Here is a 21,891-nt window from a genome sequence, read left to right on the forward strand (position 1 = left end):
TTAAAAACAGCACAATATCAAGGATTTTAAGAACAATATCTATTAATTAATTTCATAAAATATGAATTAATAGATTCTAAATAGGGGAATAATTTAGTTCTGTAAAAATTAACTTATACTCTTACAAAGCTTATTCTGATAGACTTTATAACTGCCTGCGAAAAAAAGGTAGAGACTAAAATAATAGGATAAATTCAGCAATCACAGTTGCTATCACTATATTTTAATCACTCACACTAGTAAATAAATCTTCCCACTGAGTGATAGATGCTGGTAGGATTAACTTATACTTCTCATAGAAATCTACTAAATCGTCGTTCCCTATCCTAAATATATTTTCTATCTTATCTAAATTTATTACTCTCGGAGCATATAAATATACTAGATAACCTTCATCTACATATTGTTTAAATTCTATAGCGTCAAGTTCCTTTGCCTTTTTGCCTTTCACTTGAACTACTGCTTTTCTAAGGTTATCAATTTCTCTTGAAATCATTTCACATTCAATTTTTATTGTTGTTGACTTCTTTGCAATTGAATTAGAAAGGACATAATAGTTTTCCTTAATTTGAAGGTATGAGATGACAAGTTCTTCTAAATCAAATTCAGGCAGATTATCTAAGAGACCTCCACTATAGGTTGTTACCTCAAAATAATTCTTTTTCGAAAATCTATCAATTAGCTAGCCTCTTCTAGTCTTTTAGCCAAATCTTCTAACCAATCTAAACATGGCTCATCGATTGGTGCAATGCCAATTCGTTTTCTGGAAAATGTTTCTACAACTGCATTTACCCACTCATATCCTATTCTTGGTAATTCTTCCAGCGGAATATCCTTGATGACATATTGTACCCACTCTTCAAAAGTATATAAATAAATCTTCGTATCGCTATTAAATTCAATCTCAGACCGTCTTGATTCAACATCTCTCAATTCTAACTCAACATTTGACACAAATCCAGCAATCTTAACTGAATTATTTTCATTTAGCTTATCATTTAATTCTTCTAACTCATCTCTTAGATACGGCTTCCCAAACTTAGCATCCCAAGCCTCAATTATTTCCTCGTTTTCAGCTAATTCTATATCACCGACATTACCATGTTTTTTATTTGCTGACCTCATCTGCGTCATCGGTTTTAAATCCAGATCAGAAAGAAAATTGTTTGAATCCAGTACCTGATATAAAGCATGAAGAACTACTTCAAAAGCTCTCGCCGAATAATTTGTTTGATTAAAAAATTTTTCTAAAAACTCCTTATAATCTTCGAATGTTCTATCCTTAAAATTTTCTGCTAGTTGACAAGTTTTTTCAACTAGTTCATTATACTTTACAGACCTATTCGACAGTAAACTCATCAGATAATCTAAAGCAACAGATGATTTTTCGGGTTTTTCTTCAATAAAATTTACAATCGTAATCCACTCTTTAAACGGGCCCTTCATTTGTGCTTTATAAAGAGGAGTATAAGGGTAATTTTCAGACAAACTTCTTGTCATAAAAACTCCATCTCGGTTCAAATTTAGAAAACCCATTTCTCTTAAGAACGGAGTAGTAAAATTTTTATCCAGGGTTCTCATAGAGATTCCTTCTTCCCATGAAAAACTGTCTTTTCGATTATTACCCTTGTGTAATCTGATATTTTGAATAGGCTTAATACTTTTAATTGTTAATTGCAAAAAAGTCAGTCCTACTAGCGCTCTACCTACCTCGCTTGTAATTCCGTCAACTAATTGAGTTAAGGCATTTTTTTCACTATCCTCTAATTTTGAAAAATTTTCTAAATTGATTCTGGATAGTCGATTTTTAAGATAATCTGCTTTTAGTGTATCTGAAATTTCTTTAAACCGTAACCTAGCTTCTTTGCTTTGCTTTCCTTGCTTAAACGTAATTTTTGTTGAAGATTTTGGATAAAACTCATATCTATTATTAAAAATATCAATATGTGTTTCATTTTTATGCGCCATATTTAACCTCTATAATTTTTTCCATAATTGTACACTAAGTGGAGTTAATGTCGGAAATGAATACGGAATCAGCCATTCATCCTGTTTTATTTGTGGGTTGGTATTACTATTTCTAATCTCGTATCCAATCTCTTTTAAAAGTTCTGCGTATTTTCTAACCTCATCTTTTCGAATATTCCAAGCCTCTGCCAGAACATCTGTTGTAATATTTTTTGATGTATATTCTCCAACTAAGACACTTTGAATAATATTTAGCAGTTTACTTTTGCTATGTAACTTTACGTCAAATGAAAGCTTGGGACGATATTGATAATAGCCATTCAATTGAACCAAGTCAGCCTTTATTGAATTCTTGATTAATTCAGCCTCAAAAGCTTTCCAAGCAACTGTATATGCCATTGGATCTGATGACCTAATATCTAGAACAATCCCTCCAATATTTTTATTCCAACCAACTTTTTCGGAACTAACTTCTATTTCAATAATTTTTTCAGAATTTTTCTTTTTAACTTCTGTTATGATAAAAATTAACTTATCTTCCCAGATTACTTCAATATGAAAAAGAGCTTCTTCTTCACATTCTTTAAAATCAAACACATTATTAATCGAAGCATAGTAAGAACGTGATTCTGGCTTTATCACTATTGATTTATCTAAAGATTCAATAGCGGCCCTTGCTTTTTCTTTGTATATTCGGGTAAGTTGCCTTTTCCGTTTTCTAAAATTTAATGTTTCATTTCTATCCAAAGTACTAAGTTTAAAAGGAAATGAAGTTCCAAAAACCTGCTCTCTAACGGCAATTGCTAACATTCTAGCTAACTGCGGTGGGACCGAATTTCCTATTTGTTTAACTGCAATTTTCTTACTACCACTTATTTCATAATCATCAGGAAACGTTTGTAATCTTTTATACTCTTCGTAAAAGAAAAACCTATTTTCCCAATGCAATGGTCCTGTATATGCACCACCAGAAGCTTTTATTGTTCTGGTTGGTGTCATTGGATCAGCTTTATATAGAAAATCAGAGAACTTAGATCTCCAAGCAAAAATTGGATTAGGATGTCCCATCTCTTCAGTATAGAAACTGTAATTTAATCCTGGCGGGATATCATTTAAAAGATAGCCATATTTTCCGCCAAGCTGATTCTCTACAATATTCTCATTACTTTTTACGCCCCTTATTGCAGTTGAAGCATTGTAAAACTCTCTTCCTTCTATTGAGTCAGGTCCATGAGTTGGGCGAGGGAAACTAAACTCCCCCTCTTTTAATCCAATAATAATTAAACGCTCTCTATGTTGAGGAACTCCATAATCAGCCGCATCCAAGATACGAAAATAAAGGTGATATCCAACATCAGAAAACGCCTTTTGTATTCCTTTCCAATCCTCACCACCTCTGGCACCTATAATTCCATAGACGTTTTCAAATAAAAAACCTTTTGGAGAAAGCTTTTTTAACAATCTGACATATTCTTCAAATAATGTACCTCTTTCATCAGTCGTACCCAACACTCCGCTGGCCCTTCTTCCAGCAGCACTAAACGTTTGACATGGAGGACCTCCAATAATGAAATCAATTTTTCCTAAGTTATCTCCTGTAAATTTTCTAATATCAATACAATTCACTTTAGCCTCAGGAAAAGTCTTTGATGATCCACTATTTATCTCAAGAGTCTTGCAAAATTCTTTTTCTACTTCTACCGATTCAACTATTTCAAAACCTGCATCATTAAAGCCTATGTCAAGCCCCCCCGCTCCAGAAAATAAACTCAGGGTTCTAATTTTATCTTTCGTATTTTCCTGAGTCCATTTCCTTAATTTTTGACCGAACTTATCAGGCCAACCTGGTGTCTCTATATTAAAATCCATTTTTTTAGCGATACTATCAATAGTATCATACTCTTCTTCAAATGAAAATAAGGTGGTTTGTTTCATTTATTCCCTTTCTTGAGATATAAGATTACTCGCCAAATACTTTAACTAAAAGTATAACATAATTTAGGTTCAATTTCATCATGCCACGGTCCTGGTGTTCCCTTGCTGACTGGAAAGGGAAATATATGCTGTCGATAATTTTAGTCCATCTAATACACCAGTTGGACGCCCACCAATCTATTTTCTGCGCTCCACACTGATATATAAGAATTTCATATCCACAAAGACAATATCAGACTTTGTCTCTCGTGAATAGTCAAAATAATCGATATCAGCCCTCCAAAGGTGTAAAGGCTCCTACGATTTTGCCCACAATACGAGGATTTTCATCGTAGGGAATATGGATGTCCTTATAATCCTTGTTAATGGAAACTAGGCGTAACCCTTCTTCCTCACGGTAAACTTTCTTAATAAAGGTCTGAGAGTTCCACACTACCGCATAGACTGCCCCATCATAATCAAAACCAGTCTCTCGGATAAGGGCAACGGATCCGTTATGATAGGTAGGCTCCATGGAATCCCCTGAAATCCAGGAAGCAAAATCATGAGCTAGTTCCTTATCAAAGCAAACCGTATCAAAACTCTTATCATCATAGACTGTGGCACCACTACCAGCTGATAGACTCTCGTAGACACGATAAGGGAAGGTATGCATAGCAATAATATTAGCTTGCTTATCTACTAAGTCTTTAACATAATTCATAGCCTTGGTCTGATTGATAGAATTTAGTTGCTTATAAAGCATAGCAATTTCTTCCTCATAGAAGAACTCCTCAGTCACTCCTAAAATCTCAGCAATCTTTTTCAAATTGGCTTTGTTTGGGACCGCCCTGCTATTTTCCCAAGAGAAATAAGAAGAGCGATTAATGTCAAGAAGTCGTGCAATCTCGCTTTGTTTCATCCCCAACTCTTCACGTTTTTGTTTTAATTTTGTACAATTGAACATCTCATGTCCTTTCTAACAATAACTGTGTCTTTGCGTTACTAATAGCTTGTCTCTCTGTTAATCTATCCTTTTCCCAGGCAAAGTAAATGACTTTACCATAATCAAAAAGTTGACCACAAGAAATATCTGATTTTTCATCTTCCAAGGTCTGTCTAAACGCTTTGTCCTTCAATTCAAAGATTTGTCGGTCTGACAGATAGCCGTCTCTAGTTAGCAAATGATAAACTTTGGCCAACATATCTATGATGACTTGCTGGTACTCTGCGATAATAGAAGACTTCAACAAACTAAACATATCCACAATTCTATCTAATTGACCATTTTTATAGTCTTGAATTGCATGATTAACCTTATCTAATGAATGAGTCGTTTCATTACTGAATAAGTATCTCAAGCGATAGACCAAGGCTTCAGCTGAAACCTTTAAGTCTTTCATCACTCGTGCAAAACTATCATGCCTATAAAATATCTTTGACAGCAAAACAATGCTTGGCATAAGCACAAATGCAGAAAAGAGATTTGCTTCGCTCTCAAAGATAGAGTCAGATTCATCCTTTAGCTCTGTAAAGAAAGAGCCAGTATGCTGTAGCAGAAAATGCCCCAACTCATGGCACTTCGTAAAGTTCTGTTTTACTTGCGGATTTTCCTTTTCATAGGAGAAAGAAATACCACTCTCATCAATCAAGGTCAGTCCCTCAATCTTTCTACTAGAAAAATGATGCTCCATAACCTTGATATTGTGACTCTCAACCACATGGTTGAAAAATCCTTCAAAGTTATAACCTAGAAGAGAAGAGTCATTCTCCTTGATATACTTGTAAATATAACGATTTGCAACTTCCTTAATTTGGCTGTATCGTGTATCCATAATACCTCCTTGAAGTCCTTGTTGTTTTATAAACTAACAATAATTATATAGAAAAAGTGGACGATTGTCCACTAGAAAAATAGAATATGTGTTCAGTAAATGAAAATGTAATCTAATCTCGTAATTTTTTTCTAAGAAACATCAATACAATCTGAATCATAGACAGAGAAACTGTAAATATAGAGATAGTATAAATCGCTCCACTGATCAACTCGTTATATTGATCACCTATACTTGAAAGTATCTTTATTGGATACAAATTAGAAATAGACACTCCTCCATATAGCGATAGTGGAATTATACCTACGTAGACTTTCAAGTAACTTATAAATGCTTTTATCTCTTCTTTTTTCTCAGTATCAATCTTCTTTTTTGCAAAAAGATTGATATTATCCTCATGTAATACCAGTATTGTTAAAGTATATAAAATCATAATGACTTGCCAGTTAGTATTTACCACAGATTCTAGAATCTTCATCATAGAAACAAGTAGTAAATACAATATGCTAAAGGCTTCAAATGAAGTATTCATAAACAAAGAAATTATTGTATGTAGTATTATCAATACAATTAGAAAAAACACAGCATCTGCAATCAATGAGTTTGAATCAATTACATAAATAGAATTTTCTTCAGTAAACAAACTATAAATTATAGAAAAAATACAAAACGAGACTACAATGTTTACAGCATTAAAAATTGACAATAACAATCTTTCTATTCTAGTTTCAATCTTTCCAATTTCACAAAAATAAAATCTAACAATGAGAAGTAGAGCCAGAAAGGGAAGAGAGCCAAGTATCAACAAATCGAATAGTACTGTTTTCCATCCGATAAACCAGCCAAGAAAGAAATCAATTACAAGGATTATAGGTATAAGAAGAAGAGAAATAATTAGTAATAAAAAATCAAACAATAGTAGTAAATACCCCCCTCTTTTACTCGCAAAACTTTTTATACGAGAAAGCATTCTCTCTTCGCTTATAGTATAATTTCCCATTGTTTATTTTTCCTCCTCAAAAACCTTCCTCCGCTCCTTCATAAACTGAAGCAACTCTTGTTTGAAGACTTCTTTTTCTTCATTGCTCATACCATCTGATGTAGTTCTGAAGAGCAATTCTACTTCTGATAAGTCAATATCATCATTTGTTTCATTTGATACCAAGGTATCGACAGATATATTAAAGAGTTTAGCAATCTTCACGAGATTATCGTAACTTGGACGTTTTTTTCCTTGTTCCCAATAAGCGTATCCTTGTTGCGAAATTTCGATAGCTTTTGCGACTTGGGCTTGGGTCATTTTAGCCTGTTTTCTCAAGGTCTTAAGGTGTTCCGCAAGATCCATTATAATTCCCCTTAAAAAATATTTTTAAATTTTTCAAAAAATGCTTGACAATTACAACTGTTGGTTGTGCAATGGATTTAACAACTTATAGTTGTATGGCGATTGAAAATAATAACCTTATCTTCAAGGCTAAATCACGATCTTTGAAAATTAAATAAAAAGTGCGTCTGACAACCAAAGGACTGATTGCCAAAACTACACTAAACTTCGTACCTTTATTGTAAACGTTTTGGAAAGAAAAGTCAAGTCTGTTTGATGGTTGAAGTGAAGATTTAAAACATTTTGTGGGCTTCCACGCATTTCGGACTTTCGCACTTTTCCGAATAGTAAAGTGAACTGGCTTCGCCAAAGGGTGTAAGAGAATCCCATGGGTATGATAATGACTACCTATTGAGGTTGGCTGGGAAAGAGAGGGTAATTCATGCAATGCACCTTGCTAAACGTTGCCACCGTGAAGGAGGAATCCTTCAACCAAATAACTTCTCTTTACTGCTGTCTATCTACCTTGATAGACTCACTCTCAAGCTACTAAGTCTTCTTTTTTCTTAGTAGCTTTTTTACGTCTTGCAATAAAGGAGAATGATATGACAAACTTTTTTCGCACTACAATGTAAACGACTCTATGATAACTATGAATTCACCTATGGTATGTTTAGTAAGTCTGATAAACTACAGGCCAAACTCTATGCTCAGGCTCAAATAGATCTACTCAAGATGCTCGTAGGAATGGCTATGCTCATGGTGGTATTCAATTCTATAGTCGCATGTATAAACGCAAAATTTTTAATCACTATTACTCAAGAGAGAAGCAACTAGCTTAACTCTTTTTATTTTACACTCAGAAAGGAAGCTCTTATGATCCCAGAAACACTTGTCATGCTACCAAAATTTATCGGCACTACTTACTACGAAAAATTGGGGAATGCACCACGCTATTACAACAGTTATTACAACAGCTTCTACAACAGTATTTCCAGAAGATGCTCTTGTTGAAGCAGTTAATCCTATTTTCTTATCGGACACTTCGCTGAATGGAAATTCTGTGGTACCTGCTCTCAATGTTTTTACTGAGAAGCTAGTACTCAAAAAATAACAAAATAAAGGAGAAAATAAAATAGCTAAAACTGGATTAAACTATGGAATCTATAAAGCTCTAACCCATAGTGATACTATTACAACTAAGACTTATGTCAACACTTCAAATGTCATTCCAATGGCTGTTGGAGAGATTGCTTATCGCAATCTTAAAAAGTAATGGTGTGAATTTGGTGTGAAAAATGGTGTGAATTTTGCTAAAAATCATCAAAAAAAAAACACTCCATGGTGTGAACCATGAAGTGCTGTAAATGCTGTATTGTAGCTGGTTCTTAACGTTTTGAGAACTGGCTAGCTTTACGAGCTTTCTTAAGACCTGGTTTCTTACGTTCAACTTTACGTGAGTCACGTGTAAGAAGTCCTGCGCGTTTCAATGAATCGCGGAAGTCTGGGTCTACTTGAAGAAGGGCACGAGCGATACCGTGACGGATAGCTCCTGATTGACCAGCGTATCCACCACCTACAACGTTAACGAAAACGTCGTATGAACCTGCAGTTGAAGTAACTGCGAATGGTTGGTTGATTACAAGACGAAGGTCAGCGTGTGGGATGTACTCTTCAACATCTTTTTTGTTAACAGTGATTTTACCAGTTCCTGGAACAAGGCGAACGCGTGCAACAGCGTTTTTACGACGTCCAGTACCTGCATATTGTGCTTGTGACATACTTTATTGTTCCTTTCCTTAGATAAGTCCTGAAATATCAAGAACTTCTGGTTGTTGTGCAGCGTGAGTGTGCTCAGCTCCAACAAATACTTTCAACTTCATACCTTGAGCGCGTCCAAGAGTATTGTGTGGAAGCATACCTTTAACTGATTTCTCGATCAAACGTACTGCATTTTTAGAACGAAGTTCACCTGCAGAGATTTGTTTCAATCCACCTGGGTGGTTTGAGTGAGTGTAGTAGATTTTATCAGTTGCTTTTTTACCAGTCAATTTAACTTTTTCAGCATTGATAACAATCACAAAGTCACCTGTATCAGTGTGTGGTGTAAATGTTGGTTTGTTTTTTCCGCGAAGTACGCTAGCAACTACTGCAGAAAGACGTCCAAGTGGTACATCAGTTGCGTCAACTACGTACCATTTACGTTCAACTTGGCCTGGTTTAGCCATAAATGTTGTTTTGTTCATGATTTCTCCTATATATAGTTCGATTTTTGTTTACGGTGATGGGTGTTCCTTCCCATCGAAAAGTATTTGGAAGGTTCCGGGGCCTTTCAAATGGGGTAAACAATACCGCCTACTATAATACCAAATTTCACCTCTAAAAGTCAATAGATATGAAAAATATTTTTCTGAATTCCACTCTTTTTATCTCTAAAAAACCTCGCTTTCGCGAGGCTCTTCTATTTATAAGATAAGGCACGTTTAAAGGTTTTCCAAGGACCTAAATCATCTGTTTGCAGAACGAGGCTAGCATACATACGTCCGATAAAGACTGTTGCCGTTACTGCAAAAGCAATCGTAATAGCAAGCGAAATCCAAGCTTCTAACCCATTTGCATAACCATTAATAGCTCTAAACGGCATGAAGAAAGTCGAAATAAAGGGAATATATGAACCAATCTTCAAGATGAGATTGTCACCAGCTGCACCTAGAGCTGTAACTCCAAAAAAACCACCTATAATCAAAATCATCAAAGGCGACAAGGCTTTTCCTGAGTCCTCAGGACGAGAAACCATAGAACCTAGGAAGGCTGCTAAAACAACGTACATAAAGAGGCTAACCAAGACAAACAATAAGGTGTTGAGCGAGAAAGCCTCTCCTATATGGTTTAAAATACCAGATTGTGCCAAGATTGGTAGGTCCTTAAAGAGAAGAATGGCAGCAAGTCCACCCACGACGTAAATGCCAATATGGGTCAAAATCACAAGAAGCAGAGCCAGCATGCGAGCGTAGAAATAATGACTAGCTCGGATACTAGAGAAGACCACCTCCATAATTTTGGTTCCTTTCTCGCTAGCCACTTCCTGGGCAGTGACACTAGCATAGGTAATCAAAATCATATAAAGGAAGAAACCAAGCCCTGCGGCCGCAATGGTTTGAACAATTTTTTTGTTTTCCTTGGATTCATCAATCTTCTCCGTAAAGTCAACGGTTTGACTCAGGCGCTTTTCCTGCTCTTGGGACAAATTAGCAGCCGAGCGATTGAGTTGAGCTTGAAGCTCATTGAGTTTATTGGTTACTGCTAGCTTGATGCCTGTTTCAAGAGAGGTTTCACCATGATAGACGGCCTTGAAGACGCTGTCCTCTTGATCAATCGTTAGATAACCCTTGATTTTTTCATCCTTGATAGCAGCTTGGGCACTGGCTTCATCCTGATAATCAAAGTTGATACCATTGGTACTCTTGAGCCCATCTTCCACAGATGGCACAGTTGTTACTACTGCTATCTTACTATTCTTGGCCATAGAAGACCCTTGGAGATAGCCGATTCCTACAGATAAGGCTAAAAAGAGGAACGGCGAAATCACCATAAAGAAGAAACTCCACGATTTGACATGTCGAAGATAGGTTTCCTTCATTACAACCCACATATTTCTCATACTTCCACCCCTGATTCTAGTTTAAAGATTTCATCAATTGTTGGCGCTTGTTGGTCAAAGGTTGCGATATATTGCCCTTGAGTCAAGATTGGGAAGAGTTCCCTTCCAGCGCTCTCATCATCTAAAATCAATTTCCAACTGCCTTGTTTGGTCAAGCTCACCTGTTTGACATGAGGAAGGTTTTCCAATTCTTCCTTGCTTCGTTCACTTGAAACAAAAAGACGCGTTTTCCCGTATTGATTTCGGACATCCTGAACTGGTCCATGCAAGACCACACGGCCATCTCGAATCATGAGAATATCGTCACAAAGCTCCTCTACGTTGGTCATGACATGATCAGAAAAGATAATGGTTGCTCCACGCTCTTTTTCCTGAAAAATGACTTGCTTGAGCAATTCAGTATTAACTGGGTCCAAGCCACTGAAAGGCTCATCCAAGATAATCAAGTCTGGTTCATGAATCAGAGTAATAATGAGCTGAATCTTCTGCTGATTTCCTTTTGACAGACTCTTGATTTTATCAGTCAGCTTCCCTTTCACTTCCAACCTCTTCATCCATTGAGGGAGTTTTTCCTTGACCTCCTTGGCATCCATGCCTTTTAGAGTCGCCAAATAGCGAACTTGTTCAAGGACTGTCAATTTAGGCATGAGACTACGTTCTTCAGGCAGATAGCCAATCCGAGCATAGGTCTCTTGACGAATATCCTGACCATCTAGACTGATTTCTCCTTGATATTCTAAAAACTTCAAAATACTGTGGAAAATTGTTGTCTTCCCAGCACCGTTTTTCCCGACTAATCCCAAAATACGACCTGGTCGCGCTTGAAAGTCAATGCCAAACAAAACTTGCTTGGGTCCAAAACTTTTCTCTAGACTTCTTACTTCTAGCATCTTTCACCTCCGAAATGTCTTTCACTCATTATACTCCTTTTTGATAGCCTTTACAATAATTTCTGTCCATTTTTATAAGGCTAATGCTATGTAAAATATGGCATGGAGCGTTTTTAGTGATAAATCCATTATACCGTGGTGAACTCCAATTTACCTTCTCTGTTCCTCAACTGTCTATTTTTGATCCTGAATTGTTATTTAAAAAGCAAAAATCCACCCCGAAGGATGGATTGATACTTTAACGCACTTCTGCATTGACTTTTTCTTCGAGAGACGCTTGGATTTTTTCCATATAGCGTGCGACTTCTTCGTCCGTTAAGCTATCTTCCGGATTTTGGAAGGTCAAGCTATAAGCCATTGACTTCATACCAAGTCCCAATTTTTCGCCTGAGAAGACGTCAAAGAGTTTGATATCTGTCAAACGTTTCACACCGGCAGCTTGGATAGCGTCCACAACTTCTTGGTGAGTCACTTCTGCCTTGAGGAGAAGGGCAACGTCACGGCTAACTGCTGGGAATTTAGTAATTTCTACAAATGGATTAGCAGGTTGAAGCGCAGTTTCGATGGCTGAAAGATTGAGCTCAGCTACATACGTTTCTGGAATATCGTAAGCCTTAGCAGTGACTGGATGCACTTGACCAAGGAAACCAAGAACTTGGTCACCGAGTGAAATCATAGCTGTACGACCTGGGTGGAGGCTTGCAATCTCAGCCGTAGCTGTATAGGTCACTGCAAGTCCCAAGCGAGTAAAGAGCGCTTCTAGGATTCCCTTAGCATAGAAGAAATCAACTGGAACTACTGCCGTTTGGAAATCTTTTTCAGCAACCAAGCCTGTCAAGGCAAAGGCAAAGCTGTTGATTTCATTTGGAAGTTCTTCTTTTGGATTGCCTGTTTGTTCAAAGACTTTTCCAATCTCGTAAAGGGCCAAGTTTTTATTCTTACGTGCTACATTGTAGGCTACCGTATCAAGGATCCCTGAGATCATATTTTGACGAAGAACAGAACGGTCCACAGTCATTGGCCACATAAGTTCAGTAAGGTTACTTGGTTGAGCTGTGAACTCAACTGCTTTTTCAGGAGTTGTTAGAGCGTAGGTAATAATTTCTGTCAAACCTGCCCCTTCAGCAATAGTACGAACTTGGCGACGCAATTTTTGTGTCGCAGTCAATTCACCAGCTGTACCATCGTCTTTTGGAAGGCTGGTTGGCAAGCGGTCATATCCATAGATACGAGCGATTTCTTCAAAGAGGTCCGCTTCGATGGTGATATCCCAACGGCGACGTGGGACGCTGACTGTAAAGCTATCTGCATTTCCAGAAAGACCAAAGCCAAGACGACGGAAGACGTCTTCTACATCAGCATAAGAAAGCTCAGTTCCGAGGACACGGTTAACATCAGCAAGAGTTGAAGAAACTTTCACATCAGAGGTATCAAGCTCACCCGCTGAAACGATACCTTTACGCACCGTCGCACCTGTAAGTTCTGCAATCATGCTAGCTGCCGCATCAAGGGCTTCATTGACTGTTGCCACATTGATGCCTTTTTCAAAGCGAGAAGATGACTCAGAACGAAGGTTGAGGCGACCACTGGTCTTGCGGATAGATTTTCCGTTGAAGACTGCAGCTTCAAGGACGACACGACTAGATTTATCAGAGATTTCTGTTGCTTGACCGCCCATGACACCTGCAAGGGCTACTGGCTTGTCTGCGACAGTGATAACTAAGTCATTCACGTCCAAGTCACGTTCTTCGCCATCCAAGGTCACCAATTTTTCACCAGCACGCGCTTCACGTACACGGATGTCACTCCCTTCAAAGGTATCCAAGTCAAAGGCGTGCATTGGTTGACCAAAGTAGAGAAGGATGTAGTTGGTCACGTCCACTACATTATTGATTGGACGGATTCCTTCATTCATAAGAAGATTTTGCAACCATTGTGGACTTGGTGCGATGGTCACATTGTCCAAGATACGAGCTGCATAGTAAGGCGCCTTGTCTGTCTCAATACCCACAGAAAGAGCATCTGCTGCAGCTTGGTCAGTTTCTGAAAGAGTAAATTCTTTAAAGTTGACTGCCTTATCATAGATAGCTGCTACTTCGTGAGCCACTCCACGCATAGAAAGGGCATCCGCACGATTGGGTGTGATAGAAAGTTCGATGATTTCATCATCCAAGTCTAGATATGAGAAGACTTCCTCACCTGGAACGGCATTTTCTGGCAAGATTTGGATGCCATCTGCAAATTCCTTAGGTACAACTGAGTCAGAAATTCCCAGTTCACCAAGCGAACAGATCATTCCAAGTGACTCTAAACCACGGATTTTTCCTTTTTTGATTTTGTAATTGTCAGCGATACGAGCTCCTGGAAGAGCCACCATAACCTTGATACCAGCACGCACATTCGGTGCACCACAGACGATTTGACGGGCTTCTTCTTCGCCAACGTTAACCTGACAAACATGGAGGTGAGTTTCTGGCACATCTTCGCAAGACAAGACCTCACCGACGACAATTTTTGAGAGACCAGCAGCAGGTGATTCGACACCTTCTACCTCGATCCCTGTAGTTGACATTTTTTCAGCCAACTCTTGTGATGGCACATCAATGTCCACCAATTCTTTTAACCATTTATAAGATACAAGCATAATTTAGTTTTCCAGAATGACAGTTGCCACTCTGGTTCTTTTCCTTTCCTATCATTTCAATAGAAGAATCATCTTCTTACCTTAATTTCTTTTTCAGTAACCAATCTGTATCTACTTTTTGACCAACCATAAAATGATGTTGGCTAAATTTTTCAAAACCATATCGATTATAAAACGCTTGAGCTTTTGTATTATGCTCCCAAACACCTAGCCAAGCCCAGGAAAAACCATTTTTTTCGGCAAGTTCCAGAGCGAATTCAAACAGTTGCTTACCGAATCCAAATCCTTGGAATTTTTGTAGCACATAGAGGCGTTGAATTTCAAAAGCATCCTCTAATTCTCTCTCAGTCTGAGCACTTCCCCAGTTGACTTTGAGAAAACCAGCTATCTCCTCTTCATGCATAATGAAATAGGTTTCGGATTCTGGATTTTCCAACTCAGTTGACAAAACTCTCAGACTATAAGACTCTTCAAAGTATTCCTGTAACTGCTCTTCCGTATTATCATGAGCAAATGTTTCACTAAAGGTTTGTTTGGCAATTTTGGACAACACCCCAACATCTGCCTTTTCTACTTTTCTAATCATTATTTAAACTGTTCTGAGAAGCGGACATCTCCTTGGTAGAATCCACGGATATCGTTGATTCCGTAACGGAGCATAGCTACACGCTCTTGACCAAGACCAAAGGCAAATCCAGAGTAAACTGTCGCATCGATACCACTCATTTCAAGGACACGTGGGTGAACCATACCGGCCCCCATAATTTCGATCCAACCTGTTTTCTTACATACGTTACAGCCTTCTCCACCACACTTGAAGCAAGAAACATCCACCTCAACAGATGGCTCTGTGAATGGGAAGTAGGATGGACGCAGACGGATTTGACGCTCTTCACCGAACATTTTTTGGACAATCAACTGCAGGGTTCCTTGAAGATCTGCCATAGAAATGTTCTTCCCAACAACCAAGCCTTCGATTTGGTGGAACTGGTGACTGTGAGTCGCATCGTCCGTATCACGACGGAACACACGCCCTGGCGAGATCATCTTCAAAGGACCTTTAGAAAAATCATGGGCATCCATAGCACGCGCCTGAACTGGAGACGTGTGGGTACGGAGCAAGATTTCTTCAGTGATATAGAAAGTATCCTGCATATCGCGAGCTGGGTGGTCTTTGGGAAGGTTCATACGCTCAAAGTTATAGTAGTCTTGCTCCACTTCAAAACCATCCACGACTTGGTAACCCATACCGATGAAGATATCTTCGATTTCTTCACTGGTTTGTGTGAGGACGTGGCGGTGACCAGTCGCAACTGGACGACCTGGAAGGGTCACATCGATACTCTCACTTGCTAATTGAGCTGCAACTTTCTTTTCTTCCAAAAGCTTAGCAGTTTCTTCAAAAGCTGCTGTCAAGACATCACGCGCTTCATTGACATGTTTCCCGATAATCGGACGCATCTCAGCAGAGACATCTTTCATCCCTTTGAGGATTTCAGTGAGCGATCCCTTTTTACCAAGGACAGAGACACGCAAATCTTGCATCTCTTTTTCATTTTCAGCAGTAATCTGCTTCAAGCTAGCCAGCGTTTCTTCACGAAGCGCTTTTAATTGTTCTTCAATAGTTGACATAATTCCTCCATCAGTCGCTCGTAGATAAAAAGAAAACCACATGCCAAAAACTCCACTCGGAGCGTTGACACGCGGTACCATCCGTTTTCATCTGACAAGTCAGACCTTCATTTCTAAATCCATGCGCAAGTGAATTCACCCAGCTTTCATATAAAGAGCTTGCAGTCACGGCTCTCCTCCCTGATATACTTCCCTTGAGTTACTAGTCTTGCGGATTTCTATTCAATTACTACTTAGTTTATCAGATTTTTAGTTAAAAAACAAGTTAGATTAGACTAATTTCAATACAAAACTCGTTCCTTTTTCTGTTGCTCCATTTTCCATAAATCCAAGCGACTTGAAACAGCGCCTAGATACATGATTGTAAGTGTAGATTTCCTTGACTCTCAATTCTTTCCATCCTTTTACTCGAGCCAATTCAATCAAAGTACTTAGGATCTTTTTTCCAAGTCCTCGATGTTGGTAAGCGGGATTTCCAATCACAATGGGGAGATTGTCCTGAGATAGTGTAACATCCCCAATTGGAAACCATTCACCCTTCTCCTTGACTTCAATCCAAAAAAGCTCACCATGCTGATCCAAATAGGAATACATGGCTTCCAAAGTTTCTTGACTATAAGGAAGCTTCACCCCATCTACGAGGTGAACCAAGTTCACATCCTGATACCAAGCAAGAGCTTCTTCACAATGATTGACCTTATAATAAGGAACAAGACGCAGTGAATTATCTATTTGTAGGGTCTGTTTCATCTGCTTTCCTTTTCAACAAAAGAGTTGCTGCTTGATTAAAACCATCACACCAGTTATACCATTTTGCTTCATACTCATCTTGAGCTAAGATATGATTTTTTAAATCCAGAACAGAGTAAATTTTTCTTTCTTCGCAGGCTTGCGCATAGAGATGATATAGTTCATCACCACCATCTCTATCCCACTCAGCAGAAATCGTATCCCGACCTGCCAATAAAGCCTGATAAGCCCTGTGATGCCCATCTGTAATCAACAAGCAATCTCCAAAGGCAAGAATACTGATTGGATCGACTTGGATTGTTTCTGCCGACTGGTAAAGCATCTGAATATCTTGCAACTTCTTTTCTGATAAGTATAGTTGAGTCGGATGAAGATCTGCTATATTGACTTTCATTTCTTTCTCCTCAAAGGAATTTGATAGTCACTTCTGCTTGCCTTTAAATCGCCATTGGAAGCGGAGCTTGTCATAGAAGGGAAATTCGATAAACAATACTCCCAAGCCCACACAGAGACTGGCAAGAACGTCTGATGGGTAATGAACTCCCAGATAGACCCTTGATACCAACACACTGACTAGGTAGATAACAAGGACGATTTGCACGATTTTTCTCCAGACTGGATCTTTCATCCGTTGACTGAGAATGACAATCAGAGAACCGACCATCAAGGTTACAGCCAGAGAATGGCCACTTGGAAAGGAAAATCCCTTCTCCTCAACCAAGTGTAAAATAGCTGGTCGTGGGCGCTGGTAAATATTTTTAAAGGTCACGATTAAAAGACCTGCCAAAGCCAGATTTCCCAGCATGAAGAAACTTTCTATCTTCCACCGCTTACGATAAAAGACAAAAGCTGTAATGACAACCCAAGTGATAATCACTGGGATATCAATCAAGCGTGTGATGGCCCTGAAAAGAATAGTCAAGTAATCTGGCAAGTCTCCTCGAACGGCAGTCTGTATCGGTTGGTCAAAACCGACCAGCGTTTCAGGGTAAAATTTGACCATGTAGCCAAGAATAACGAAAAGTAAAAGGGCAAAACTGCCCTTCATTAAAAATGTTTGTTTATTTCTCATAATGTTTTAAGGTTGGTTTCAAGAGAACATACAACAACCAGAATGAAACGGAAAAGATTACACCCTCAATCAAGTTAAAAGGTAATACCATGGTCATTAGGTAGTTGGAAAGTCCCAAAATTTTTCCAATATCAAAGTTAGCAAACTTAGCGTACAAAGGAACAGCATAAACATAGTTGAGAACCAACATAGCCACGGTTAAACCAATAGTCCCAGCTAGAGAGCCTAGTAGGAAACGAAGAGTTGTCCGTTCCTTTTTCCAAATCAAAGCAAATACGATGACAAAAACTCCCAAAGCTACGATATTCATCGGCAAACCAATGTAAGTATTCACTCCTTGACTATTAAGAAGCAATTTCAAGAGTGAGCGAAGCAAGAGAATTCCTAGAGCAGCAGGCAAATCCATGACCACCAGACCCACAAGGACTGGCAAGATACTAAATTCGATCTTGAGGAAGGACGCCGCTGGCAAAAGCGGAAAGTCAAAGTACATCAGCACAAATGAGATGGCTGATAGAATCGCAATGGTCGAAAGTCGACGTGTGTTTGTCATAACAGGTTCCTCCAATTTTCTATAAAATCAGAAGAAGTTAGAAAGGATTCCCCTATCTATTCTCACTTTTTATACCCCAAAAGTTCCCTCGCACTCTATTGAGCAAACGGTTACAATTTAGCTATAAATCTATCAGAACAGACAAAGCTATTCTTTCGTCTTCTCCCATCCAGACTATACTGTCGGTTGTGGAATCTCACCACATCAGCTTGCGCTCGCGGACTTCTTTAAAGAGAAGGAAAAGATCATTTCCTAGTTAAAGTCACCGCCGGTCGGGAATCACACCCTGCCCTGAAGACTCTTTTATCATAACAAAAAACGCTTGCAAGCGCAAGCATTTTGTTCATTTTCATTTTCATTTTTTATTTCAATTTATCCACTTCATAGGTATGAATGAGCTCAAGACCTGCAAAGTTCTGCTGGCGGAGGGCTTCGTAGACAATCATGCAGACGGTATTAGACACATTGAGACTGCGGACATGTTCATCATTCATAGGAATACGGAGAGCTTTCTCAGGATGTTCGCGCATAAAGTCCTCAGGCAAACCCTTGTCTTCACGTCCAAAGAGAAAATAATGGTCTTCATCAGTCGATAAATCCACCTCAGAATAGACTTTTTCCGCGAATTTCGAAATCAGATAGAGTTTGCCCTTCATCTGAGACATGAAATCCTCCAAACTCTCGTAAAAATAAATCTCTAGTTTATCCCAATAATCCAACCCAGCTCGCTTCATCTTGCGGTCATCAATAGGAAAGCCCATTGGCTTGATGATATGGAGGGGAGAATTGGTCGCAGCGCAAGTACGCGCGATATTGCCTGTATTTTGTGGAATTTGAGGTTCAAATAATACAATGTGATTTGTCATGACTTGCTTCCTTTCACCATTGCAAAAAAATAGCCACACTGCCCGGAGTCAAGCTCAGCAAACAGCGTGGTTAAGGCATCGTTAACTTACCTCACAACAGGTTTGAAGTAAATCAGCGAAACTACTTTCTTAGTATAACACTTTCAGAATCATTGTCAATAGAAACGACTTGATTTTTTCAATTTTTTCAAGCTATTTCCAAGGGTTGTAAAATCGTCCGTGATTCTGCAAGATAAGTAGTAAACTAGCTACTAAAAACAAGGCTGCCAAGAGCAAGGTAAGATAGTCTCCTTTTTTCAAGGCCTGATAACTATACCAAGTGCGTTTTTTCTCTTTCCCAAAGCGTCGAAGCTCCATGGCAGTCGCGATGGTATCAATACGTTCTAACGAGCTAAAAATCAAGGGAGTAATAATGCGCAGATTGCCTTTGATTCGTTGCATAAGAGAAGCTTTCTTGGATAATTCCATCCCACGCGCCTCCTGAGACATCTTGATAGTAAAGAATTCTTCCTGCAAATCTGGAATATAGCGCAAGGTCAGACTGACAGAATAGGCAATCTTGTAAGGCACACCAATTTGATTTAAACTGGAAGCAAACTGACTAGGGTGGGTTGTCATCAAAAAGATAATAGCCAGAGGAATAGTGCAAAGGTACTTAATGGCCAGATTTAGCAGATAAAAGAGCTCTTGACTGGTCAGAGTGTAGGCACCGATTCCCTGCCAAATCACACTTCTCTCTCCGTAAAGTCCAACCCCATACTCGGGAGAAAAGAGGTAGACCATCAAAACGTTTAAAACAGCAAATACCGTCGCAAAAACTGCTACAAAGGAAACATCTTTAAAGCGGATTTCTGACAAATAGAGGAGAAAGACCGAAAAGATGGCAATCAGAACAAGCAGTCTGGTATCATAGCTAATCATGGCCGCCAATGACACGAGAATGAAAAAGAGGAGTTTCCCAGCTCCTGACAAGCGATGAATCACAGTATCTCTATGCTGGTAACCGATTAATTTAGCTTGCATCCTTCTCTCCTTTCTTTGTAAAATGCCGTTAAAGCAAGTGGATCCACGTCTAGTTTTTTAGCCAAGTTGAAGATTGAAGTTTCTTTTAGATTGGCTTTTACTAACAGCTCAGGATTGCTCAACAGACTAGCTGGATCAGTATCGGCAATCAATTCCCCATCAACCATGACGAGGGCTCGATCTGAATAATCCAGCATCAATTGCATATCATGGGTAATCATGACAATGGTATGCCCTTTTTGATGCAGTTCTTCGAGAAATTCCATAATCTCAGTATAGTTCTTCTGGTCTTGACCTGCAGTTGGTTCATCTAGGAGGATAATTTCAGCTCCCAAGACCAAAATCGAGGCAATAGTCACACGTTTTTTCTGACCAAATGACAGGGCAGAAATAGGCCAATTACGGAATTCATAGAGACCACAGATTTTCAAGGTTTCATAGACTCTCGTTTCAATTTCCTTCTCATCCACACCTCGCAAACGGAGCCCTAGAGCCACCTCATCAAAAATCATATTGGTTGAAATCATTTGATTGGGATTTTGCAGCACATAGCCTACTCGTTCCGCCCGCTCTGCAACAGAATCTCCTTTGATATCCTGTTCTTCCCAAAGATAGCGCCCTTCCGTCTGGATAAAGCTGCTTATGGCCTTGGCTAGGGTTGACTTCCCTGCCCCATTTTTTCCGACAATGGCAATCTTTTCACCCTTTTTAATATCTAAATAAATGGATTTTAAAATCGGTCTATCATCATAAGAAAAAGACACATCCTCTAATTTAAAGAGTGACTGCAATTCTGGGGTTTCTTTTGCCAGTTCATTCTGCAGCTGAACCTGGCCTTTTGAGATAGACAAGTTATCCAGATTCGCTAATTGTTCTTCCTTGACTAAATCCACACCCAATTGACGGAGAGTCGTTAGATAAAGGGGTTCTCGAATTCCATTTTGTGTCAATAAATCAGTCGCTAGTAACTGATCAGGACCCCCATTAAAGAGGATACGACCATCGTTTATCAAGACAATCCGATCCACAGGGCGATGCAGAACATCCTCTAAACGGTGCTCGATAATAAGAGTCGTCGTCCCCTCCTCCTTATGAATCTGATCAATCAATTCGATAATATCCTGACCTGACTTGGGATCTAGATTGGCGAGTGGCTCATCAAACAAAAGAATCGGACTCTCATCAATCAAGACACCAGCCAGACTGACTCGCTGCTTTTGTCCACCTGACAAATCCTGAGGACGCTGCGGCAGTAAAGGGAGAAGGTCCAGCTTTTCAGCCCATTTATGAACACGACTTTTCATGTCATCTAGAGCTGTCATGTCATTTTCCAGAGCAAAAGCCAAATCCTCTGCCACAGACAGGCCGATAAACTGCCCATCTGTATCTTGCAAAACTGTGCTGACTAGATGAGATTTATCATAGATACTCATATCAAAGGCTGCTTGCCCCTTGATCAAAAATTCTCCAGACGTCTGACCCTTGTAAATATTGGGAATAATCCCATTCAAACACTGACCCAAGGTAGACTTGCCTGACCCAGATGGCCCAACAATTAAAACTTTCTCTCCCTTATAAATGGTCAAGTCCACTCCTTGCAAGGTCGGTTCTTGTTGCGTTTCATACTGGAAAGAGAAATCCTTCCACTCAATTATAGCTTCTTTCATCTTACTCTCTTCATTCGCTTCTTCTACTCAATGAAAATCAAAGAGCAAACCAGGAAACTAGCCGTAGACTGTACTTAAGTACGGCAAGGCGA

Annotated in this window: 21 protein-coding genes, 2 pseudogenes and 1 riboswitch; of the genes and pseudogenes, 2 read left to right on the plus strand and 21 right to left on the minus strand. The window is 39.0% G+C overall.

Features of this window, described 5'->3' with window-relative positions; all coding sequences use genetic code 11:
• Positions 1 to 223: 223 nt before the first annotated feature.
• The 7 genes from TZ90_RS07255 to TZ90_RS07285 form a co-directional block, all read right to left on the minus strand.
• Complete coding sequence (locus TZ90_RS07255; RefSeq protein WP_045612278.1) at positions 224 to 496, minus strand: hypothetical protein; 273 nt, start codon at positions 494 to 496, stop codon at positions 224 to 226.
• Positions 497 to 678: 182 nt separating this feature from the next.
• A complete protein-coding gene (locus TZ90_RS07260) occupies positions 679 to 1,968 on the minus strand; it encodes a hypothetical protein (protein ID WP_045612279.1) in 1,290 nt (429 codons plus the stop codon).
• A gap of 9 nt (positions 1,969 to 1,977) precedes the next feature.
• Entirely contained in the window at positions 1,978 to 3,903 is a 1,926-nt protein-coding gene (locus TZ90_RS07265) for a DNA cytosine methyltransferase (RefSeq protein WP_052691055.1), read from the minus strand.
• A gap of 271 nt (positions 3,904 to 4,174) precedes the next feature.
• Positions 4,175 to 4,849, minus strand: coding sequence for a LexA family transcriptional regulator (locus tag TZ90_RS07270; RefSeq protein WP_045612280.1), 675 nt, complete (start codon positions 4,847 to 4,849; stop codon positions 4,175 to 4,177).
• Between the two features lies 1 nt (position 4,850).
• On the minus strand, positions 4,851 to 5,717 hold the full coding sequence (locus TZ90_RS07275; protein ID WP_045612281.1) for an ImmA/IrrE family metallo-endopeptidase: 867 nt from the start codon (positions 5,715 to 5,717) through the stop codon (positions 4,851 to 4,853).
• Positions 5,718 to 5,829: 112 nt separating this feature from the next.
• The gene (locus TZ90_RS07280; RefSeq protein ID WP_045612282.1) at positions 5,830 to 6,717 is read right to left on the minus strand and encodes a hypothetical protein; all 888 of its coding nucleotides are present in this window, start codon (positions 6,715 to 6,717) and stop codon (positions 5,830 to 5,832) included.
• Positions 6,718 to 6,720: 3 nt separating this feature from the next.
• A complete protein-coding gene (locus TZ90_RS07285; protein WP_045612284.1) occupies positions 6,721 to 7,062 on the minus strand; it encodes a helix-turn-helix domain-containing protein in 342 nt (113 codons plus the stop codon).
• 855 nt (positions 7,063 to 7,917) lie between these two features.
• On the opposite strand from TZ90_RS07285, the pseudogene TZ90_RS07290 reads away from it, so the two are divergent.
• Together TZ90_RS07290 and TZ90_RS10040 are read left to right on the plus strand one after the other, a co-directional pair.
• Positions 7,918 to 8,155 (plus strand): annotated as a pseudogene (locus tag TZ90_RS07290) (cytoplasmic protein).
• A gap of 48 nt (positions 8,156 to 8,203) precedes the next feature.
• Positions 8,204 to 8,317 (plus strand): annotated as a pseudogene (locus TZ90_RS10040) (integrase); the annotation flags it as partial.
• 112 nt (positions 8,318 to 8,429) lie between these two features.
• Here TZ90_RS10040 and rpsI read toward each other — a convergent pair.
• The 14 genes from rpsI to TZ90_RS07360 form a co-directional block, all read right to left on the minus strand.
• The gene (gene rpsI / locus TZ90_RS07295; protein ID WP_000075964.1) at positions 8,430 to 8,822 is read right to left on the minus strand and encodes a 30S ribosomal protein S9; all 393 of its coding nucleotides are present in this window, start codon (positions 8,820 to 8,822) and stop codon (positions 8,430 to 8,432) included.
• An 18-nt stretch (positions 8,823 to 8,840) separates the two neighbouring features.
• Positions 8,841 to 9,287 (minus strand): 50S ribosomal protein L13, encoded by a 447-nt coding sequence (gene rplM / locus TZ90_RS07300; protein WP_001044624.1) that lies wholly within the window; start codon positions 9,285 to 9,287, stop codon positions 8,841 to 8,843.
• Between the two features lie 215 nt (positions 9,288 to 9,502).
• On the minus strand, positions 9,503 to 10,702 hold the full coding sequence (locus tag TZ90_RS07305) for an ABC transporter permease (protein WP_045612285.1): 1,200 nt from the start codon (positions 10,700 to 10,702) through the stop codon (positions 9,503 to 9,505).
• On the minus strand, positions 10,699 to 11,592 hold the full coding sequence (locus TZ90_RS07310; RefSeq protein ID WP_045612286.1) for an ABC transporter ATP-binding protein: 894 nt from the start codon (positions 11,590 to 11,592) through the stop codon (positions 10,699 to 10,701). Before TZ90_RS07310 ends, TZ90_RS07305 begins: the two co-directional genes overlap by 4 nt.
• A gap of 238 nt (positions 11,593 to 11,830) precedes the next feature.
• The gene (gene pheT / locus TZ90_RS07315; protein WP_045612287.1) at positions 11,831 to 14,236 is read right to left on the minus strand and encodes a phenylalanine--tRNA ligase subunit beta; all 2,406 of its coding nucleotides are present in this window, start codon (positions 14,234 to 14,236) and stop codon (positions 11,831 to 11,833) included.
• A gap of 76 nt (positions 14,237 to 14,312) precedes the next feature.
• On the minus strand, positions 14,313 to 14,822 hold the full coding sequence (locus TZ90_RS07320) for a GNAT family N-acetyltransferase (RefSeq protein WP_045612288.1): 510 nt from the start codon (positions 14,820 to 14,822) through the stop codon (positions 14,313 to 14,315).
• A complete protein-coding gene (gene pheS, locus TZ90_RS07325) occupies positions 14,822 to 15,868 on the minus strand; it encodes a phenylalanine--tRNA ligase subunit alpha (protein WP_000103743.1) in 1,047 nt (348 codons plus the stop codon). Before pheS ends, TZ90_RS07320 begins: the two co-directional genes overlap by 1 nt.
• Before the next feature lie 270 nt (positions 15,869 to 16,138).
• Positions 16,139 to 16,588, minus strand: coding sequence for a GNAT family N-acetyltransferase (locus TZ90_RS07330; RefSeq protein ID WP_185757433.1), 450 nt, complete (start codon positions 16,586 to 16,588; stop codon positions 16,139 to 16,141).
• 4 nt (positions 16,589 to 16,592) lie between these two features.
• Positions 16,593 to 17,012 carry a hypothetical protein gene (locus TZ90_RS07335; RefSeq protein WP_000867293.1) on the minus strand — a complete coding sequence of 140 codons (420 nt, stop codon included), beginning with the start codon at positions 17,010 to 17,012 and terminating at the stop codon, positions 16,593 to 16,595.
• A gap of 27 nt (positions 17,013 to 17,039) precedes the next feature.
• A complete protein-coding gene (locus TZ90_RS07340; RefSeq protein WP_045612290.1) occupies positions 17,040 to 17,690 on the minus strand; it encodes a phosphatase PAP2 family protein in 651 nt (216 codons plus the stop codon).
• Positions 17,680 to 18,243 carry an ECF transporter S component gene (locus tag TZ90_RS07345; RefSeq protein WP_045612291.1) on the minus strand — a complete coding sequence of 188 codons (564 nt, stop codon included), beginning with the start codon at positions 18,241 to 18,243 and terminating at the stop codon, positions 17,680 to 17,682. Before TZ90_RS07345 ends, TZ90_RS07340 begins: the two co-directional genes overlap by 11 nt.
• A gap of 153 nt (positions 18,244 to 18,396) precedes the next feature.
• Positions 18,397 to 18,546, minus strand: a riboswitch (FMN riboswitch).
• Between the two features lie 59 nt (positions 18,547 to 18,605).
• The gene (locus TZ90_RS07350; protein ID WP_000181386.1) at positions 18,606 to 19,109 is read right to left on the minus strand and encodes a tRNA (cytidine(34)-2'-O)-methyltransferase; all 504 of its coding nucleotides are present in this window, start codon (positions 19,107 to 19,109) and stop codon (positions 18,606 to 18,608) included.
• A gap of 192 nt (positions 19,110 to 19,301) precedes the next feature.
• Positions 19,302 to 20,132, minus strand: a complete 831-nt coding sequence (locus tag TZ90_RS07355; protein ID WP_045612293.1) for an energy-coupling factor transporter transmembrane component T family protein — start codon at positions 20,130 to 20,132, stop codon at positions 19,302 to 19,304.
• Complete coding sequence (locus TZ90_RS07360) at positions 20,117 to 21,799, minus strand: ABC transporter ATP-binding protein (RefSeq protein ID WP_045612294.1); 1,683 nt, start codon at positions 21,797 to 21,799, stop codon at positions 20,117 to 20,119. The genes TZ90_RS07355 and TZ90_RS07360 overlap by 16 nt, the downstream gene beginning before the upstream one ends.
• Positions 21,800 to 21,891 lie beyond the last annotated feature (92 nt).

The sequence above is a fragment of the Streptococcus mitis genome (genome assembly GCF_000960005.1).
Taxonomy (GTDB): domain Bacteria; phylum Bacillota; class Bacilli; order Lactobacillales; family Streptococcaceae; genus Streptococcus; species Streptococcus mitis_CK.

Bases quoted from the DNA above. Each gene is read 5' to 3' on its own strand.
- TZ90_RS07285 (WP_045612284.1), bottom strand. From the start codon at position 7,062: ATGGATCTTGCGGAACACCTTAAGACCTTGAGAAAACAGGCTAAAATG.
- TZ90_RS07360 (WP_045612294.1), bottom strand. From the start codon at position 21,799: ATGAAAGAAGCTATAATTGAGTGGAAGGATTTCTCTTTCCAGTATGAA.
- TZ90_RS07335 (WP_000867293.1), bottom strand. From the start codon at position 17,012: ATGAAAGTCAATATAGCAGATCTTCATCCGACTCAACTATACTTATCA.
- TZ90_RS07355 (WP_045612293.1), bottom strand. From the start codon at position 20,132: ATGCAAGCTAAATTAATCGGTTACCAGCATAGAGATACTGTGATTCAT.
- TZ90_RS07255 (WP_045612278.1), bottom strand. From the start codon at position 496: ATGATTTCAAGAGAAATTGATAACCTTAGAAAAGCAGTAGTTCAAGTG.
- rplM (WP_001044624.1), bottom strand. From the start codon at position 9,287: ATGAACAAAACAACATTTATGGCTAAACCAGGCCAAGTTGAACGTAAA.
- TZ90_RS07265 (WP_052691055.1), bottom strand. From the start codon at position 3,903: ATGAAACAAACCACCTTATTTTCATTTGAAGAAGAGTATGATACTATT.
- TZ90_RS07345 (WP_045612291.1), bottom strand. From the start codon at position 18,243: ATGACAAACACACGTCGACTTTCGACCATTGCGATTCTATCAGCCATC.
- TZ90_RS07340 (WP_045612290.1), bottom strand. From the start codon at position 17,690: ATGAGAAATAAACAAACATTTTTAATGAAGGGCAGTTTTGCCCTTTTA.
- TZ90_RS07275 (WP_045612281.1), bottom strand. From the start codon at position 5,717: ATGGATACACGATACAGCCAAATTAAGGAAGTTGCAAATCGTTATATT.
- TZ90_RS07260 (WP_045612279.1), bottom strand. From the start codon at position 1,968: ATGGCGCATAAAAATGAAACACATATTGATATTTTTAATAATAGATAT.
- TZ90_RS07305 (WP_045612285.1), bottom strand. From the start codon at position 10,702: ATGAGAAATATGTGGGTTGTAATGAAGGAAACCTATCTTCGACATGTC.
- rpsI (WP_000075964.1), bottom strand. From the start codon at position 8,822: ATGTCACAAGCACAATATGCAGGTACTGGACGTCGTAAAAACGCTGTT.
- TZ90_RS07280 (WP_045612282.1), bottom strand. From the start codon at position 6,717: ATGGGAAATTATACTATAAGCGAAGAGAGAATGCTTTCTCGTATAAAA.
- pheT (WP_045612287.1), bottom strand. From the start codon at position 14,236: ATGCTTGTATCTTATAAATGGTTAAAAGAATTGGTGGACATTGATGTG.
- TZ90_RS07270 (WP_045612280.1), bottom strand. From the start codon at position 4,849: ATGTTCAATTGTACAAAATTAAAACAAAAACGTGAAGAGTTGGGGATG.
- TZ90_RS07350 (WP_000181386.1), bottom strand. From the start codon at position 19,109: ATGACAAATCACATTGTATTATTTGAACCTCAAATTCCACAAAATACA.
- pheS (WP_000103743.1), bottom strand. From the start codon at position 15,868: ATGTCAACTATTGAAGAACAATTAAAAGCGCTTCGTGAAGAAACGCTG.
- TZ90_RS07310 (WP_045612286.1), bottom strand. From the start codon at position 11,592: ATGCTAGAAGTAAGAAGTCTAGAGAAAAGTTTTGGACCCAAGCAAGTT.
- TZ90_RS07320 (WP_045612288.1), bottom strand. From the start codon at position 14,822: ATGATTAGAAAAGTAGAAAAGGCAGATGTTGGGGTGTTGTCCAAAATT.